This window comes from Streptomyces sp. NPDC001068, from assembly GCF_042897315.1.
In the GTDB taxonomy this organism is placed as follows: domain Bacteria; phylum Actinomycetota; class Actinomycetes; order Streptomycetales; family Streptomycetaceae; genus Streptomyces.
This window is the reverse complement of the sequence record NZ_JBIAYD010000011.1, coordinates 283,356-296,320: the sequence shown is the minus strand read 5'-3', so window position 1 is coordinate 296,320 and position 12,965 is coordinate 283,356. Positions and strand designations below refer to the sequence as shown.

The 12,965-nt window shown below is 69.8% G+C and carries 15 protein-coding genes and 5 tRNA genes; 16 read left to right on the top strand and 4 right to left on the bottom strand.

Annotated features, from left to right (window positions below; translation table 11 throughout):
* The first annotated feature begins 277 nt into the window (after positions 1-277).
* The 9 genes from ACFY3I_RS30400 to ACFY3I_RS30360 all read left to right on the top strand — a co-directional run bounded on the left by ACFY3I_RS30400 (position 278) and on the right by ACFY3I_RS30360 (position 4,428).
* A complete protein-coding gene (locus ACFY3I_RS30400) occupies positions 278-466 on the top strand; it encodes a hypothetical protein (protein WP_365289465.1) in 189 nt (62 codons plus the stop codon).
* 132 nt (positions 467-598) lie between these two features.
* Entirely contained in the window at positions 599-1,384 is a 786-nt protein-coding gene (locus tag ACFY3I_RS30395) for a fumarylacetoacetate hydrolase family protein (protein ID WP_390864315.1), read from the top strand.
* Positions 1,377-2,861, top strand: coding sequence for a glutamate--tRNA ligase (gene gltX / locus ACFY3I_RS30390; protein WP_390864314.1), 1,485 nt, complete (start codon positions 1,377-1,379; stop codon positions 2,859-2,861). The genes ACFY3I_RS30395 and gltX overlap by 8 nt, the downstream gene beginning before the upstream one ends.
* Before the next feature lie 259 nt (positions 2,862-3,120).
* Entirely contained in the window at positions 3,121-3,843 is a 723-nt protein-coding gene (locus ACFY3I_RS30385; protein WP_390864313.1) for an HAD family hydrolase, read from the top strand.
* A 91-nt stretch (positions 3,844-3,934) separates the two neighbouring features.
* Positions 3,935-4,006 (top strand) — tRNA-Gln (locus ACFY3I_RS30380).
* A gap of 39 nt (positions 4,007-4,045) precedes the next feature.
* Positions 4,046-4,118 (top strand) — tRNA-Glu (locus ACFY3I_RS30375).
* Between the two features lie 28 nt (positions 4,119-4,146).
* Positions 4,147-4,219 (top strand) — tRNA-Glu (locus ACFY3I_RS30370).
* A 21-nt stretch (positions 4,220-4,240) separates the two neighbouring features.
* Positions 4,241-4,312 (top strand) — tRNA-Gln (locus ACFY3I_RS30365).
* Between the two features lie 43 nt (positions 4,313-4,355).
* Positions 4,356-4,428 (top strand) — tRNA-Glu (locus tag ACFY3I_RS30360).
* A gap of 69 nt (positions 4,429-4,497) precedes the next feature.
* Here the strand turns inward: ACFY3I_RS30360 and ACFY3I_RS30355 are convergent.
* Positions 4,498-5,142 (bottom strand): MerR family transcriptional regulator, encoded by a 645-nt coding sequence (locus ACFY3I_RS30355; RefSeq protein ID WP_365289438.1) that lies wholly within the window; start codon positions 5,140-5,142, stop codon positions 4,498-4,500.
* Positions 5,143-5,231: 89 nt separating this feature from the next.
* On the opposite strand from ACFY3I_RS30355, the gene ACFY3I_RS30350 reads away from it, so the two are divergent.
* On the top strand, positions 5,232-5,750 hold the full coding sequence (locus ACFY3I_RS30350) for a DUF4188 domain-containing protein (RefSeq protein ID WP_390864312.1): 519 nt from the start codon (positions 5,232-5,234) through the stop codon (positions 5,748-5,750).
* Positions 5,751-5,814: 64 nt separating this feature from the next.
* Here ACFY3I_RS30350 and ndgR read toward each other — a convergent pair whose 3' ends face one another.
* On the bottom strand, positions 5,815-6,531 hold the full coding sequence (gene ndgR, locus ACFY3I_RS30345) for an IclR family transcriptional regulator NdgR (RefSeq protein ID WP_003993203.1): 717 nt from the start codon (positions 6,529-6,531) through the stop codon (positions 5,815-5,817).
* 204 nt (positions 6,532-6,735) lie between these two features.
* On the opposite strand from ndgR, the gene leuC reads away from it, so the two are divergent.
* The 4 genes from leuC to ACFY3I_RS30325 all read left to right on the top strand — a co-directional run bounded on the left by leuC (position 6,736) and on the right by ACFY3I_RS30325 (position 10,044).
* On the top strand, positions 6,736-8,166 hold the full coding sequence (gene leuC, locus ACFY3I_RS30340; protein WP_390864310.1) for a 3-isopropylmalate dehydratase large subunit: 1,431 nt from the start codon (positions 6,736-6,738) through the stop codon (positions 8,164-8,166).
* A gap of 6 nt (positions 8,167-8,172) precedes the next feature.
* Positions 8,173-8,766: a 3-isopropylmalate dehydratase small subunit gene (leuD, locus tag ACFY3I_RS30335; RefSeq protein ID WP_390864308.1), complete on the top strand. Its 594-nt coding sequence runs from the start codon at positions 8,173-8,175 to the stop codon at positions 8,764-8,766.
* A 288-nt stretch (positions 8,767-9,054) separates the two neighbouring features.
* Positions 9,055-9,285 (top strand): hypothetical protein, encoded by a 231-nt coding sequence (locus ACFY3I_RS30330; protein WP_390864306.1) that lies wholly within the window; start codon positions 9,055-9,057, stop codon positions 9,283-9,285.
* 138 nt (positions 9,286-9,423) lie between these two features.
* Complete coding sequence (locus ACFY3I_RS30325; protein WP_390864304.1) at positions 9,424-10,044, top strand: HU family DNA-binding protein; 621 nt, start codon at positions 9,424-9,426, stop codon at positions 10,042-10,044.
* A gap of 88 nt (positions 10,045-10,132) precedes the next feature.
* On the opposite strand, the gene ACFY3I_RS30320 is transcribed toward ACFY3I_RS30325, so the two are convergent.
* On the bottom strand, positions 10,133-10,336 hold the full coding sequence (locus ACFY3I_RS30320; protein WP_365289431.1) for a hypothetical protein: 204 nt from the start codon (positions 10,334-10,336) through the stop codon (positions 10,133-10,135).
* Positions 10,337-10,345: 9 nt separating this feature from the next.
* Positions 10,346-10,984, bottom strand: coding sequence for a 2-phospho-L-lactate guanylyltransferase (gene cofC, locus ACFY3I_RS30315; RefSeq protein ID WP_390864301.1), 639 nt, complete (start codon positions 10,982-10,984; stop codon positions 10,346-10,348).
* Positions 10,985-11,163: 179 nt separating this feature from the next.
* Here cofC and ACFY3I_RS30310 point away from each other — a divergent pair, with 179 nt between their 5' ends.
* Both ACFY3I_RS30310 and ACFY3I_RS30305 read left to right on the top strand, forming a co-directional pair.
* The gene (locus ACFY3I_RS30310) at positions 11,164-11,928 is read left to right on the top strand and encodes a lysophospholipid acyltransferase family protein (RefSeq protein WP_390864300.1); all 765 of its coding nucleotides are present in this window, start codon (positions 11,164-11,166) and stop codon (positions 11,926-11,928) included.
* Complete coding sequence (locus tag ACFY3I_RS30305) at positions 11,925-12,935, top strand: NAD(P)H-dependent glycerol-3-phosphate dehydrogenase (RefSeq protein ID WP_365289428.1); 1,011 nt, start codon at positions 11,925-11,927, stop codon at positions 12,933-12,935. Before ACFY3I_RS30310 ends, ACFY3I_RS30305 begins: the two co-directional genes overlap by 4 nt.
* The last annotated feature ends 30 nt before the right edge of the window (positions 12,936-12,965 follow it).

Here is a 12,965-nt window from a genome sequence, read left to right as displayed (position 1 = left end):
CGCGTACATAACGGGCGTATCCCTGTCAGTCGCAGGCGCCCCACTCGTGTCCCAGTCGCCATGATCAGGAGCGGAATGACAGCTTCAGTTCGTCAATGTCCGTTTCGGCGCGGACGCTTGCCGGTGAGGAATGACCGCTATGTCCTCGACATCGTGAGCAAACTCACACGGTCATCACGACTACTTGGCGGCTTCCGTCGGGAATTCGATGTTTAGCCTGGCGCTTTACAAGAGGGAAGTCTCTGCCAACCGACACATGACGGGGTCCACGACAACCGTGAAGACGACGATGATGTTCCGCAACATAGCCAACCCCCGGCGCACCACTCTCGCCCACCTCAAGGACGCCGAGGAACTGCAGACCCCGGAACTCCCCGAGCACTCCCTCGAACTGCCGGCGCAGACCGCCAACCCCCGGCGCACCGTCCTCATGGAGATCCCGGTCGCCGTCGCGGCCGCCGAGTAGCCGCCGCCACGGGTCCAGGCCGCCGGCCGTCCGCTCACCCGGTCACCGGGTCGTTCTCACGGCGGCCGCCCCCTGCCGCGTTAGCCTGGGGTGTCAGACTCCAGCCGGCTCAGTGAGGGGCGCCAGGATCCCGTGCGCATCGCCAGGTTCTCCATCGACGGGAACGTCGCCTTCGGCGCCGTCGAGGGCGACAAGCAGGACGAACTCGTCCTCGACATCATCAAGGGCATTCCGTTCACGGACTTCGAGCTCTCCGGCACGAAGGTCCCCCTGAACAAGGTCCGGCTGCTTCCGCCGGTGCTCCCCAACAAGGTCGTGGCCTTCGGGCGCAACTACGCCGAGCACGCCCGTGAGCTGGGCAACGAGGTCCCGGACGCCCCCTTCGCCTTCTTCAAGCCGTCCACCTCCGTGATCGGCTCCGGCGACGAGATCCAGTACCCCTCGTTCTCCCAGGAGCTGCACCACGAGGCCGAACTCGCGGTGGTCATCGGCCGCCTGTGCCGTGAGGTCCCGCGCGAGCGCGTCCAGGACGTCATCTTCGGCTACACCTGCGCCAACGACGTCACCGCGCGGGACGTGCAGCGGCGCGAGAAGCAGTGGGCCCGGGCCAAGGGCTTCGACACCGCCTGCCCGCTCGGCCCCTGGGTGGAGACGGACCTGGACCTCGCCACCGCGTCCGACCTGACGATCCAGCTCACCGTCGACGGCGAACAGCGCCAGCTCGGCCGGACGAGCGAGATGATCCACTCCATCGCGGACCTGATCGTCAACATCACCGAGGCGATGACGCTGCTCCCCGGCGACGTCATCCTCACCGGCACCCCGGCAGGGGTCGGCCCCCTCAACGTCGGCGACGAGGTCGCCGTCACCATCGAAGGCATCGGCACTCTCACCAACAAGGTTGTCAAGCGTGGCTAGCGCACCCGGCTCCCCCGTTCGCGTCCGTTTCTGCCCCTCGCCCACCGGTAACCCCCATGTGGGCCTGGTCCGCACCGCCCTGTTCAACTGGGCGTTCGCCCGGCACCACCAGGGCACGCTGGTCTTCCGCATCGAGGACACCGACGCGGCCCGCGACTCCGAGGAGTCGTACGACCAGCTGCTCGACGCGATGCGCTGGCTGGGCTTCGACTGGGACGAGGGCCCGGAGGTCGGCGGTCCGCACGCGCCCTACCGCCAGTCGCAGCGCATGGACGTCTACGCCGACGTCGCCCGCAAGCTGCTCGACGCCGGCCACGCGTACCACTGCTACTGCTCCCAGGAGGAGCTGGACACCCGCCGCGAGGCCGCCCGCGCCGCCGGCCGGCCGTCCGGCTACGACGGCCACTGCCGCGACCTCGGCGCCGAGCAGGTCGAGGAGTACAAGGCCCAGGGCCGCACCCCGATCGTCCGCTTCCGGATGCCCGACGAGACGATCACCTTCACGGACCTGGTCCGCGGCGAGCTGACCTTCACCCCTGAGAACGTCCCGGACTACGGCATCGTCCGCGCGAACGGCGCCCCGCTGTACACGCTGGTCAACCCGGTCGACGACGCCCTGATGGAGATCACCCACGTCCTGCGCGGCGAGGACCTGCTCTCCTCCACCCCGCGCCAGATCGCCCTCTACAAGGCGCTCATCGAGCTCGGCGTCGCCCAGCGGGTCCCGGACTTCGGCCACCTCCCCTACGTCATGGGCGAGGGCAACAAGAAGCTCTCCAAGCGCGACCCGGAGTCCTCGCTCAACCTCTACCGCGAGCGCGGCTTCCTCCCCGAGGGCCTGCTGAACTACCTCTCGCTGCTCGGCTGGTCGTTCTCCGCCGACCAGGACATCTTCTCCGTCGAGGAGATGGTGGCGGCCTTCGAGATCTCCGACGTGAACCCGAACCCGGCCCGCTTCGACCTGAAGAAGTGCGAGGCGATCAACGCCGACCACATCCGGATGCTGGACGTGAAGGAGTTCACGGAGCGCTGCGCCCCCTGGCTGAAGGCCCCCTTCGCCCCCTGGGCGCCGGAGGACTTCGACGAGGCGAAGTGGCACGCGATCGCCCCGCACGCCCAGACCCGTCTGAAGGTCCTGTCCGAGATCACCGACAACGTCGACTTCCTCTTCCTGCCCGAGCCGGTCTCCGACGAGGCGTCGTGGACGAAGGCGATGAAGGAGGGCAGCGACGCCCTGCTGACCACGGCCCGGGAGAAGCTGGAGTCGGCCGACTGGTCCTCTCCGGAGTCCCTGAAGGAGGCCGTCCTGGCCGCCGGCGAGGCCCACGGCCTCAAGCTCGGCAAGGCCCAGGCCCCGGTCCGGGTCGCCGTCACCGGCCGCACGGTCGGCCTGCCGCTCTTCGAGTCGCTGGAGATCCTCGGCAAGGAGAAGACCCTGTCCCGGATCGACGCGGCGCTGGCGAAGCTGGCCGCCTGACCCGAATGTCCGCCCGGGGGGCGGCACCCGGCGCGTCCGGGTGCCGCCCCCCGGACGTCCGCGTACCGGCCTGCCGTCAAGTCCCGTGCCCCGGCCGCAGGTCGGACGTCCCGTTCGCACGGGTGGGACCGCCGGGTCCGCCACGGAGGTCGGCGGCGCTCCCGGCCCGTGCCGGAGCGACCCGGCCCACGGGCCCCGCGAGCGCCGGACCGCGTCACCGCACCCGGGCGGGGGGCGGCCGGGGAGTACGGTCGGTGTCATGACGATCAGGGCCGTGGCCTGGGACGTGGACGACACTCTCTTCGACTACACGAGCGCCGACCGCGACGGGATGCGGGCGCACCTGGAGGCGGAAGGGCTGCTCACGGGCCGGGAGGGCGCGGAGGCGGCCCTCGTGCGGTGGCGGGAGATCACCGACGCGCAGTGGGCGCGGTTCTCGGCGGGCGAGGTCAGCTTCGAGGGGCAGCGCCTGGACCGGGTACGGGTGTTCCTGGGCCGGGCGCTGACCGACGACGAGGCCGACGCCTGGTTCCGCAGGTACCGGGTGCACTACGAGGCCGCCTGGACGCTCTTCCCCGACGTGCTGCCCGCCCTGGACGTGCTCGCGGCCGGCTACCGGCACGCGGTGCTCTCCAACTCCAGCCTGCACGTCCAGGACCACAAGCTGCGCGCGCTCGGCGTGCACGACCGCTTCGAGGTCATCCTCTGCGCCGCCGAACTGGGCGTCTCCAAACCCGATGCCGGTGCCTTCCGCGCCGCCTGCCAGGCGTTGGACCTCGCTCCGCACCAGGTCGCGTACGTCGGCGACCACCCGGAGATCGACGGGCGCGGTGCGGCCGACGCCGGGTTGCTCTCCGTCTGGCTCGACCGGCACGGGACCGGGAGCGCCCCGGCCGGCGGTCACCGGATCGGCTCCCTCGCCGAACTGCCCGCGATCCTCCACGCCGATACCCGTTTTGGAGCCCCGTCCACCTTCAGGTAATGTTCTTCCTGCGCCGCCGGGGAGCGGGCCGAAAGGCCGGAACCGGAGACGCGAAGCTAGAACGAGAACCCCTCTGGGGCTTGCGTTCCAGTGGCCTATGGTGTAATTGGCAGCACGACTGATTCTGGTTCAGTTAGTCTTGGTTCGAGTCCAGGTAGGCCAGCTCGCAGAGCTCATCTGCACACGCGGATCACATCCGCGAGCCCCCGTTGTGTAGCGGCCTAGCACGCTGCCCTCTCACGGCAGTAGCGCCGGTTCGAATCCGGTCGGGGGTACGGAGATCTTCTACGGATGATCGCTAGGGCCCCCGTTGTGTAGCGGCCTAGCACGCCGCCCTCTCAAGGCGGTAGCGCCGGTTCGAATCCGGTCGGGGGTACGAACTGGTCTAAACCATCATTGGTCTATGGTGTAATTGGCAGCACGACTGATTCTGGTTCAGTTAGTCTTGGTTCGAGTCCAGGTAGACCAGCTCGGATCTGCGGCGGTTGGCTTCAAGCGCTCGTAAGATCCACGCCCCCGTTGTGTAGCGGCCTAGCACGCCGCCCTCTCAAGGCGGTAGCGCCGGTTCGAATCCGGTCGGGGGTACACGAACACGGCGAAAGGCCCCTCATTCCGGTGAGGGGCCTTTCGCCGTACCGCCGTATGGCGGACGGTTCACTCGAAGCCGTAGCGGCGGGCCGTCTCCTCCTCCTGGGCCAGCCGGTGCAGCGCCTGGAGCATCGGCTCCACCAGCACCGCCGCGGCCACCGCGACCTCCACCTTCTCCTCCTCGGACTGCCGTGTCTCCAGGAAGTCCAGGTCGGCCACGGCCGCCTGGTGCATCAACTTCGCGTGGGACACGAGAAGTTCGGCGTCCCAGTCGTAACCGAGCCGGCGGAACGCGGCGAGCGCGACCACCAGCCGGCGGTAGGCGGGGGAGATGGTCGTGAGCTGCTTGGCGTTCTCCCAGCCGAGCACGTCCAGCAGCTCGCCGACCTCGCGGTGCGCGCCCCGCACGAACTCGTCCTCGTCGTCGGGCTCCGGCACCTGGGGCAGCGCCCACAGTGCGGCGCCCACCCTGATCGTGCGGCCCAGCGAGGCGTCGTCGACGTGTCCGAGCACCTCCCGGACCGTCGCGACCGGGATCCGGCCGACCTGGATCATCGCCCGCACCAGCCGCAGCCGCCGCAGATGCTCCCCGTCGTACTCGGCGGTGGTGGTGTTGACCTGGCGGCCCGGCGGCAACAGCCCTTCGCGCAGGTAGTACTTGATCGTCGCGGCGGACACACCGCTGCGCTCGCTCAGCTCGGCAAGCCGCATGTCTTGCGCCCCTCCTTGGTAAGTGCCACTATCCAAGCATCCAAGTGAAGGATAGTGCTGCTATCCGATAGGGATCCGGGGGTCTCGTCATGTTCGCGAAACCGATTCCGGGCCGGACGACCGCGGCCCGCGAGGGCGACGCGGTGGTCCTGCTGATCGGCATGCGCGTCAATCACTTCTGGGCCGTCCACCAGTGGCTGCCGGTCGCGCTGTCGATGTTCCGCATGCTGCGGGAGCTCGAACGGGACCCCGGCCGGGGTCTGCTCGGACGCGTTCTGCTGACGGCGTCGCCGCGGACGTACTACGTCGTCCAGTACTGGGAGTCCAAGGAGAAGCTGTACGCGTACGCGAGCTCGCCGGAGATGCTCCACCACGGGATGTGGAGCATCGTCAACCGCAAGGAGCGGGCGGGGAGGCTGCGGCAGCACGTGGGCCTGTGGCACGAGACGTACGTCGCGCCCGAGGGCTCGTACGAGTCGATCTACTTCGACATGCCGGAGTTCGGACTGGGCGCGGCGAGCGGGGTCGTCCCGGTGGAGAAGCGGGGCCGCTACGCGAAGGACCGGTTCGCCCATCGCTCCGGGAGCGCGACCCCCAGCGCCCCCTAGGTGGTTTCACTCCCGGAGGGATGGGCCGGCCGCGGCGTTGGGGCCGGCCCTTCCGGTGGAGGCGTCAGCCGGTTCGGCGCAGGGCCTCGGAGAGGCGGCCCGCCGCGTCGATGACCGCCTGCGCGTGCATACGGCCGGGGTGGCGGGTCAGTCGCTCGATGGGGCCGGAGACGGAGACCGCCGCCACCACCCGGTTGGAAGGCCCCCGCACCGGCGCCGACACCGAAGCCACCCCCGGCTCGCGCTCGCCGATCGACTGGGCCCAGCCCCGGCGGCGGACGCCCGAGAGGGCAGTCGCCGTGAAGCGGGCGCCCTGCAGGCCCCGGTGCAGCCGCTCCGGCTCCTCCCAGGCCATCAGGATCTGCGCGGAGGAACCCGCCTTCATCGTGAGTGTCGAGCCGACCGGGACCGTGTCCCGAAGGCCGGACAGGCGTTCCGCCGCGGCCACACAGATCCGCATGTCCCCCTGGCGTCGATAGAGCTGCGCGCTCTCGCCGGTGATGTCCCGCAGGTGCGTGAGCACCGGGCCCGCCGTCGCGAGCAGACGGTCCTCGCCGGCCGCCGCGGCCAGCTCCGCGAGTCGCGGCCCGAGAATGAAACGGCCCTGCATGTCGCGTGCCACCATGCGGTGGTGTTCCAGGGCCACGGCCAGCCGGTGTGCCGTGGGCCGTGCCAGTCCGGTGGCTCCGACCAGACCCGCGAGGGTGGCCGGACCGGACTCCAGAGCGCTCAGGACAAGGGCCGCCTTGTCCAGAACGCCGACGCCGCTACTGTTGTCCATGAAACGATACTCACGTCTCACTCTGTGAAACGCAAGTTCAATTTCCGATGGAACGCGCCACCCTGGAGGGACACAGGGGCCCGCGAACCAACGGGTCCGGCGGCAGGAGCCCGGAACCACGACTTCAGGGGCCCGGAGAACGGGCGGCCGCCGCCTCAAGATCTCTAGTTGGGCCGGTGCACGCTGCCGGCCGGAGGGAAAGCGATGGGTAGGACACTCGCGGAGAAGGTCTGGGACGACCACGTCGTCCGGCGCGCCGAGGGCGAGCCCGACCTCCTCTTCATCGATCTGCACCTGCTGCACGAGGTGACCAGCCCGCAGGCCTTCGACGGCCTGCGGCACAGCGGCCGCCGGGTGCGCCGCCTCGACCTCACCATCGCGACCGAGGATCACAACACCCCGACCCTCGACATCGACAAGCCCATCGCGGACCCCGTCTCCCGGGTCCAGCTGGAGACGCTCCGCAAGAACTGCGCCGACTTCGGTGTCCGGCTGCACCCGCTGGGCGACGTCGAGCAGGGCGTCGTGCACGTCGTCGGCCCGCAGCTGGGCCTGACCCAGCCCGGCACGACCGTGGTCTGCGGCGACTCCCACACCTCCACGCACGGCGCCTTCGGCGCGCTGGCGTTCGGTATCGGCACCTCCCAGGTGGAGCACGTGCTGGCCACCCAGACGCTGCCGCTGGCCCGCCCGAAGACCATGGCCATCACGGTCGACGGCGAGCTGCCCGAGGGGGTCACCGCGAAGGACCTGATCCTGGCGATCATCGCCAAGATCGGTACCGGCGGCGGCCAGGGCTACATCCTGGAGTACCGCGGCTCCGCCATCGAGAAGCTCTCGATGGAGGCCCGCATGACCATCTGCAACATGTCGATCGAGGCCGGTGCCCGCGCCGGCATGATCGCCCCCGACGAGACCACCTTCGCCTACATCAAGGGCCGCGCCCACGCGCCCGAGGGTGCCGACTGGGACGCGGCGGTCGAGTACTGGAAGACCCTGCGGACCGACGAGGACGCGGTCTTCGACGCCGAGGTGCGCATCGACGCGGCCGCCCTCTCGCCGTTCGTCACCTGGGGCACCAACCCCGGTCAGGGCGCACCGCTTTCGGCGGACGTCCCCGACCCCGCTTCGTACGAAGACGCTTCGGAGCGGCTCGCCGCCGAAAAGGCCCTGGAGTACATGGGGTTGGAGGCCGGACAGGCGCTGCGGTCCATCAAGGTGGACACCGTCTTCGTAGGCTCCTGCACCAACGGCCGCATCGAGGACCTGCGCGCCGCGGCCTCGATCGTCGAGGGCCGCAAAGTCGCCGACGGGGTAAGGATGCTGGTCGTCCCCGGCTCGGCGCGGGTCGGTCTGCAGGCGGTCTCCGAGGGCCTGGACGTGGTCTTCAAGGAGGCCGGCGCCGAATGGCGGCACGCGGGCTGCTCGATGTGCCTGGGCATGAACCCCGACCAGCTGGCACCGGGGGAGCGCTCCGCGTCCACCTCCAACCGCAACTTCGAGGGCCGGCAGGGCAAGGGCGGCCGTACCCACCTGGTGTCGCCGCAGGTCGCGGCCGCCACGGCCGTCCTCGGCCACCTGGCCTCGCCCGCCGACCTGTCCGACGCCGACGTTCGTACGCCCGCTGGAGTCTGATCAGCCATGGAAGCATTCACCACGCACACCGGCCGGGCCGTCCCGCTGCGCCGCTCCAACGTCGACACCGACCAGATCATCCCTGCTCACTGGCTCAAGAAGGTCACCAGGGACGGTTTCGAGGACGGGCTGTTCGAGGCCTGGCGGAAAGATCCGGAGTTCGTGCTCAACCGGCCCGAGCGGCAGGGGGCGACCGTCCTGGTCGCGGGCCCCGACTTCGGTACCGGTTCCTCGCGCGAGCACGCCGTCTGGGCGCTGCAGAACTACGGGTTCAAGGCCGTCATCTCGTCCCGCTTCGCGGACATCTTCCGGGGCAACTCGCTGAAGAACGGCCTGCTCACGGTGGTTCTGGAGCAGAAGACCGTGGACGCGCTCCAGGAGCTCGCCGAGCGCGACCCCGAGGCCGAGATCACCGTCGACCTGGAGGCCCGCGAGGTGCGCGCCGAGGGCGTCACCGCCTCCTTCGAGCTGGACGAGAACTCCCGCTGGCGGCTGCTGAACGGCCTGGACGACATCTCCATCACCCTCCAGAACGAGGCGGACATCGCCGCGTACGAGGCCAAGCGGCCGACCTACAAGCCGCGGACGCTCCAGGGCTGATCCGGAGCCCGCTTCCGGCCTGATCGCCCACATCTGAATACGGCTGGTTTCAGCCACCGCCACGCCACGCCTGTACCCCCGATCGCCACGATTGGGGGTACAGCCATGTCTGCACCCGAACGGACGCTCGCGTTGTCGCAGGTCTTGCCAACTTCCCACGTTAGGACGGATGTTGTTGGGGTACGTGAGTGACGTGTGCGCCCCTTCCGCAAGTGCCCGGAAGGCCATTTGAGGCGGCAGTTGCCCCCTGCGCAGGCGACAACTCGCCCCAGATGGCACAATCTGTGCATGGAACACGACGGCCAACTCCAGCTCTATGCGGCGGTCGCGGACCAACTGAAGGAAGCGCACACAACAGTGCGCGCACTGCAAGTCCCGGAGGGCGTACGGATGGCGCTGACCCGGAAGCTGCTGGTCATTACGGCCGCGGCCAAGCACGATCTCGCCGACGCGGCAAGGCGGCTGGAACGGTTCAATGCGGACCTCGACGAGGGTCGATTCCCCGAAGAGGAACGCTGAGTGGACCGTCCCGCGACCGAATCCGTTGCGGCACAAGGGTGATAAGCCCGTTTCGTGTTTGATTTGCGGTATATATCTGCCTAACGTGCGAAAAAGCTTGAACACTTTCGTTCTGGCGATGTCTCCGAAGGGGAAGACGTGAACAAGGCGCAGCTCGTAGAAGCGATTGCCGACAAGATGGGCGGCCGCCAGCAGGCGGCCGAGGCTGTCGACGCGGTTCTGGACGCCGTCGTCCGTGCGGTCGTCGCGGGGGACCGGGTCTCGGTCACGGGCTTCGGGTCCTTCGAGAAGGTGGACCGCCCGGCGCGTTACGCCCGCAACCCCCAGACGGGCGAACGGGTTCGGGTCAAGAAGACGTCTGTGCCGCGTTTCCGTGCCGGTCAGGGCTTCAAGGACCTGGTGAGCGGCTCCAAGAAGCTCCCGCGCGGCGGCGAGGTCGCGGTCAAGAAGGCGCCCAAGGGCAGCCTGACCGGCGGCGCTTCCGCGACGGTCAAGAAGGCGGCGGCCAAGAAGAGCACCACCGCCAAGAAGGCCACCGCGAAGAAGGTGACGGCGGCCAAGAAGACGACGGCCGCCGCCAAGAAGACCACCGCCGCCGCCAAGAAGACCACGGCCAAGGCGACCGCGAAGAAGGTCACGGCCACGGCGAAGAAGACGGCCGCGAAGAAGGCTCCGGCCAAGAAGGTCACCGCCAAGAAGGCCCCCGCCAAGAAGTCGACGGCGCGAAAGGCCACCGCCAAGAAGGCTGCGGCTCGCTGAGAGGCGGAGCTCGGGGTACTCACGCGACGGGCCGGATTCCCTGGGGGAATCCGGCCCGCGGTGCGTTCATGAAGAGGCGGTGCCCCGCTCAGAGCGTCTGCAGGGTCACCAGGGTGATACGGAGGTCCGCTCCGCTGCCCGCGGTCTCGATCCGCACCCGCTGCCCCGGACGCAGCAACCGCAGGCCGCCCGCCTCGAACGCGGCCCCGTCGAAGGACACCGGGGTCCCGTCGTCCAGGAGCACCTGGCCGCTGCGGGTCTCGGGGTCGTACGTGTAAGCGGTCGCCTGCATGACGGCAGCCTACTGGTCCGGGATCAGCAGGCGCGCCGCGACCGCCGCCGTGCGCGGGCCCACCCCCAGGGCCAGGGCCGTGCGCAGGTCGGCGCCGGTGTCCACGTCCTGGCGCACCGACTCCACGCCGGCCGGCCGCAGTTCCACGGCGCCCGAGGCCGCGTGGCGGGCCCGGGAATCCGGGCCGAATGCCGGCGCCAATTCATTGCCGGCCGTCGCGGCCAGCAGCGTCGTACCGACCGCCGCCGTGTCCGGGAGAAAAGCGCGCGGGAATTCCGCGGCGGCGTCCAGTACCCGGCACAATTCCAGTGGACGCAACGCCGGGAGATCCGCGTTCAGGGCCGCCACCGCGCTTTTCGGCCGCGACACGCGCGCGAGGGCGGCGCCGAACCGCAGAGCGGCGTTCAGACCGCCTCCCGGTGTGTCCGGGACGATCCGCGCGCCCAGCGCCGAGAGCTCCCGCGCGGCCAGCGTGTCGTCCGTGACGACCACCACATCCCGCACCGCCGGGCAGGCCAGCGCCGCCGCCACCGTGTCCTGGGCGAACGCCAGCGCCAGTCCCGGCCGCAAACCGTCCGTGGCGGTGTCCGCGAGCCTGCTCTTGGCTCGCGCGAGGGGCTTGAGGGGTATCACCAAGGTCCACTGCACCGACGTACCGTCCCTCCCTTGTTGCCTCATTGTCACCCGGGCCCCGAGGCAGGCGCGGCGCCGAGGCGTACGGTGTTCCTCGACAGACCGGCGGTCCGGGGCGACACTTCTCCCGGCCCCCCGGTCCGGGAGAGGAAGTCCCGGAGACCGGGAATGAAGTCCTAGAGGAAGGTGTGCGCGTGCCCCGCCGGAGAATCGGCTTCTGGTACCGCTTCGCTGCAGTGCTCTGCAAACCGCCGCTGGTGGTCCTGATCAAGCGGGACTGGCGCGGAATGGAGAACATTCCGGCCGACGGCGGATTTATCACCGCGGTGAACCACAATTCCCACATCGACCCCTTCGCCTACGCGCACTATCAGTACAACACCGGGCGTGTTCCGCGATTCCTGGCGAAGAGTGGCCTTTTCAAGAAGGGATTCGTCGGCGCCGCCATGCGGGGCACCGGCCAGATCCCCGTGTACCGCGAGTCCACCGACGCCCTCAGCGCCTTCCGGGCCGCGATCGACGCCGTCGAGCGCGGTGAGTGCGTGGCCTTCTACCCCGAGGGCACGATCACCCGCGACCCGGACCAGTGGCCCATGACGGCCAAGACCGGCGCCGCCAGGGTCGCCCTGCAGACCAGGTGCCCGGTGATCCCCATCGCCCAGTGGGGCGCCAACGAACTGCTGCCGCCGTACGCGAAGAAGCCCAACCTGCTGCCCCGCAAGACCCACCACGTCCTCGCGGGCCCGCCGGTCGATCTCAGCCGCTTCTACGACAAGGAGATGACCCAGGACGTCCTCAGGGAGGCGTCCGAGGTCATCATGGCGGCGATCACCCGCCTGCTGGAGGAGATCCGCGGCGAGAAGGCTCCCGAGACCCCCTACGATCCACGCCAGGTGCGGATCGAGCAGCGGCGCCGGACGCGTGCGCAGAGCGGTCTGGAAGAGGAGAGCGGCAAGTGAGCATGCCTGCCAAGGCGGCGGTCTTCAGCGCGGGTTCGTGGGGTACGGCCTTCGGGATGGTGCTCGCCGACGCCGGGTGCGAGGTCACCCTGTGGGCGCGGCGGGCGGAGGTGGCCGAGGCGATCAACTCCGGCCGCACCAACCCCGACTACCTGCCCGGGGTGGAACTCCCCGGGAACCTGCGGGCCACGACCGACCCCGCCGAGGCGGCGGACCGCGCCGACTTCACCGTGCTGTCGGTGCCGTCCCAGACCATGCGCGCCAACCTCGCCGACTGGGCGCCGCTGCTCGCGCCCGGCACCACCCTGGTGTCCCTCATGAAGGGCATCGAGCTGGGCACCACCATGCGGATGAGCGAGGTCATCTCCGACGTCGCCAAGGTCGGCCAGGACCGGATCGCCGTGGTCACCGGCCCCAACCTGGCCCGTGAGATCGCCGCCCGGATGCCGGCCGCCGCCGTGGTCGCCTGCACCGACGGGGCCGTCGCGGAGCGCCTCCAGGCCGCCTGCCACACGCCCTACTTCCGGCCCTACACCAACACCGACGTGATCGGCTGCGAACTCGGCGGCGCGGTCAAGAACGTCATCGGGCTCGCGGTCGGCATCGCCGACGGCATGGGGCTCGGTGACAACGCCAAGGGCTCGCTCATCACCCGGGGCCTCGCCGAGACCACCCGGCTCGGCGTGGCGCTCGGCGCCGACCCGCTCACCTTCTCCGGCCTGGCCGGACTCGGCGACCTGGTGGCGACCTGCTCCTCGCCGCTGTCCCGCAACCACACCTTCGGCACCAACCTCGGCAAGGGCATGACCCTGGAGGAGACCATCGCGGTCACCCGGCAGACCGCCGAGGGCGTCAAGTCCTGCGAGTCCGTGGCGGATCTGGCCCGCCGGCACGGGGTGGAGATGCCGATCACCGAGACGGTGGTCGACATCGTGCACGAGGGCAAGCCGCCGGTGGTCGCCCTCAAGGAGCTGATGTCGCGCAGCGCGAAGCCCGAGCGACGCTGAGCGAACCCACCCGGCGGACGCTGTATCGGC

Coding starts and splice junctions, on each gene's coding strand:
- leuD (WP_390864308.1), top strand. CDS start 8,173: ATGGAAGCATTCACCACGCACACCGGCCGGGCCGTCCCGCTGCGCCGC.
- leuC (WP_390864310.1), top strand. CDS start 6,736: ATGGGTAGGACACTCGCGGAGAAGGTCTGGGACGACCACGTCGTCCGG.
- ACFY3I_RS30355 (WP_365289438.1), bottom strand. CDS start 5,142: ATGCGGCTTGCCGAGCTGAGCGAGCGCAGCGGTGTGTCCGCCGCGACG.
- ACFY3I_RS30385 (WP_390864313.1), top strand. CDS start 3,121: ATGACGATCAGGGCCGTGGCCTGGGACGTGGACGACACTCTCTTCGAC.
- ACFY3I_RS30320 (WP_365289431.1), bottom strand. CDS start 10,336: ATGCAGGCGACCGCTTACACGTACGACCCCGAGACCCGCAGCGGCCAG.
- ndgR (WP_003993203.1), bottom strand. CDS start 6,531: ATGGACAACAGTAGCGGCGTCGGCGTTCTGGACAAGGCGGCCCTTGTC.
- ACFY3I_RS30330 (WP_390864306.1), top strand. CDS start 9,055: ATGGAACACGACGGCCAACTCCAGCTCTATGCGGCGGTCGCGGACCAA.
- ACFY3I_RS30350 (WP_390864312.1), top strand. CDS start 5,232: ATGTTCGCGAAACCGATTCCGGGCCGGACGACCGCGGCCCGCGAGGGC.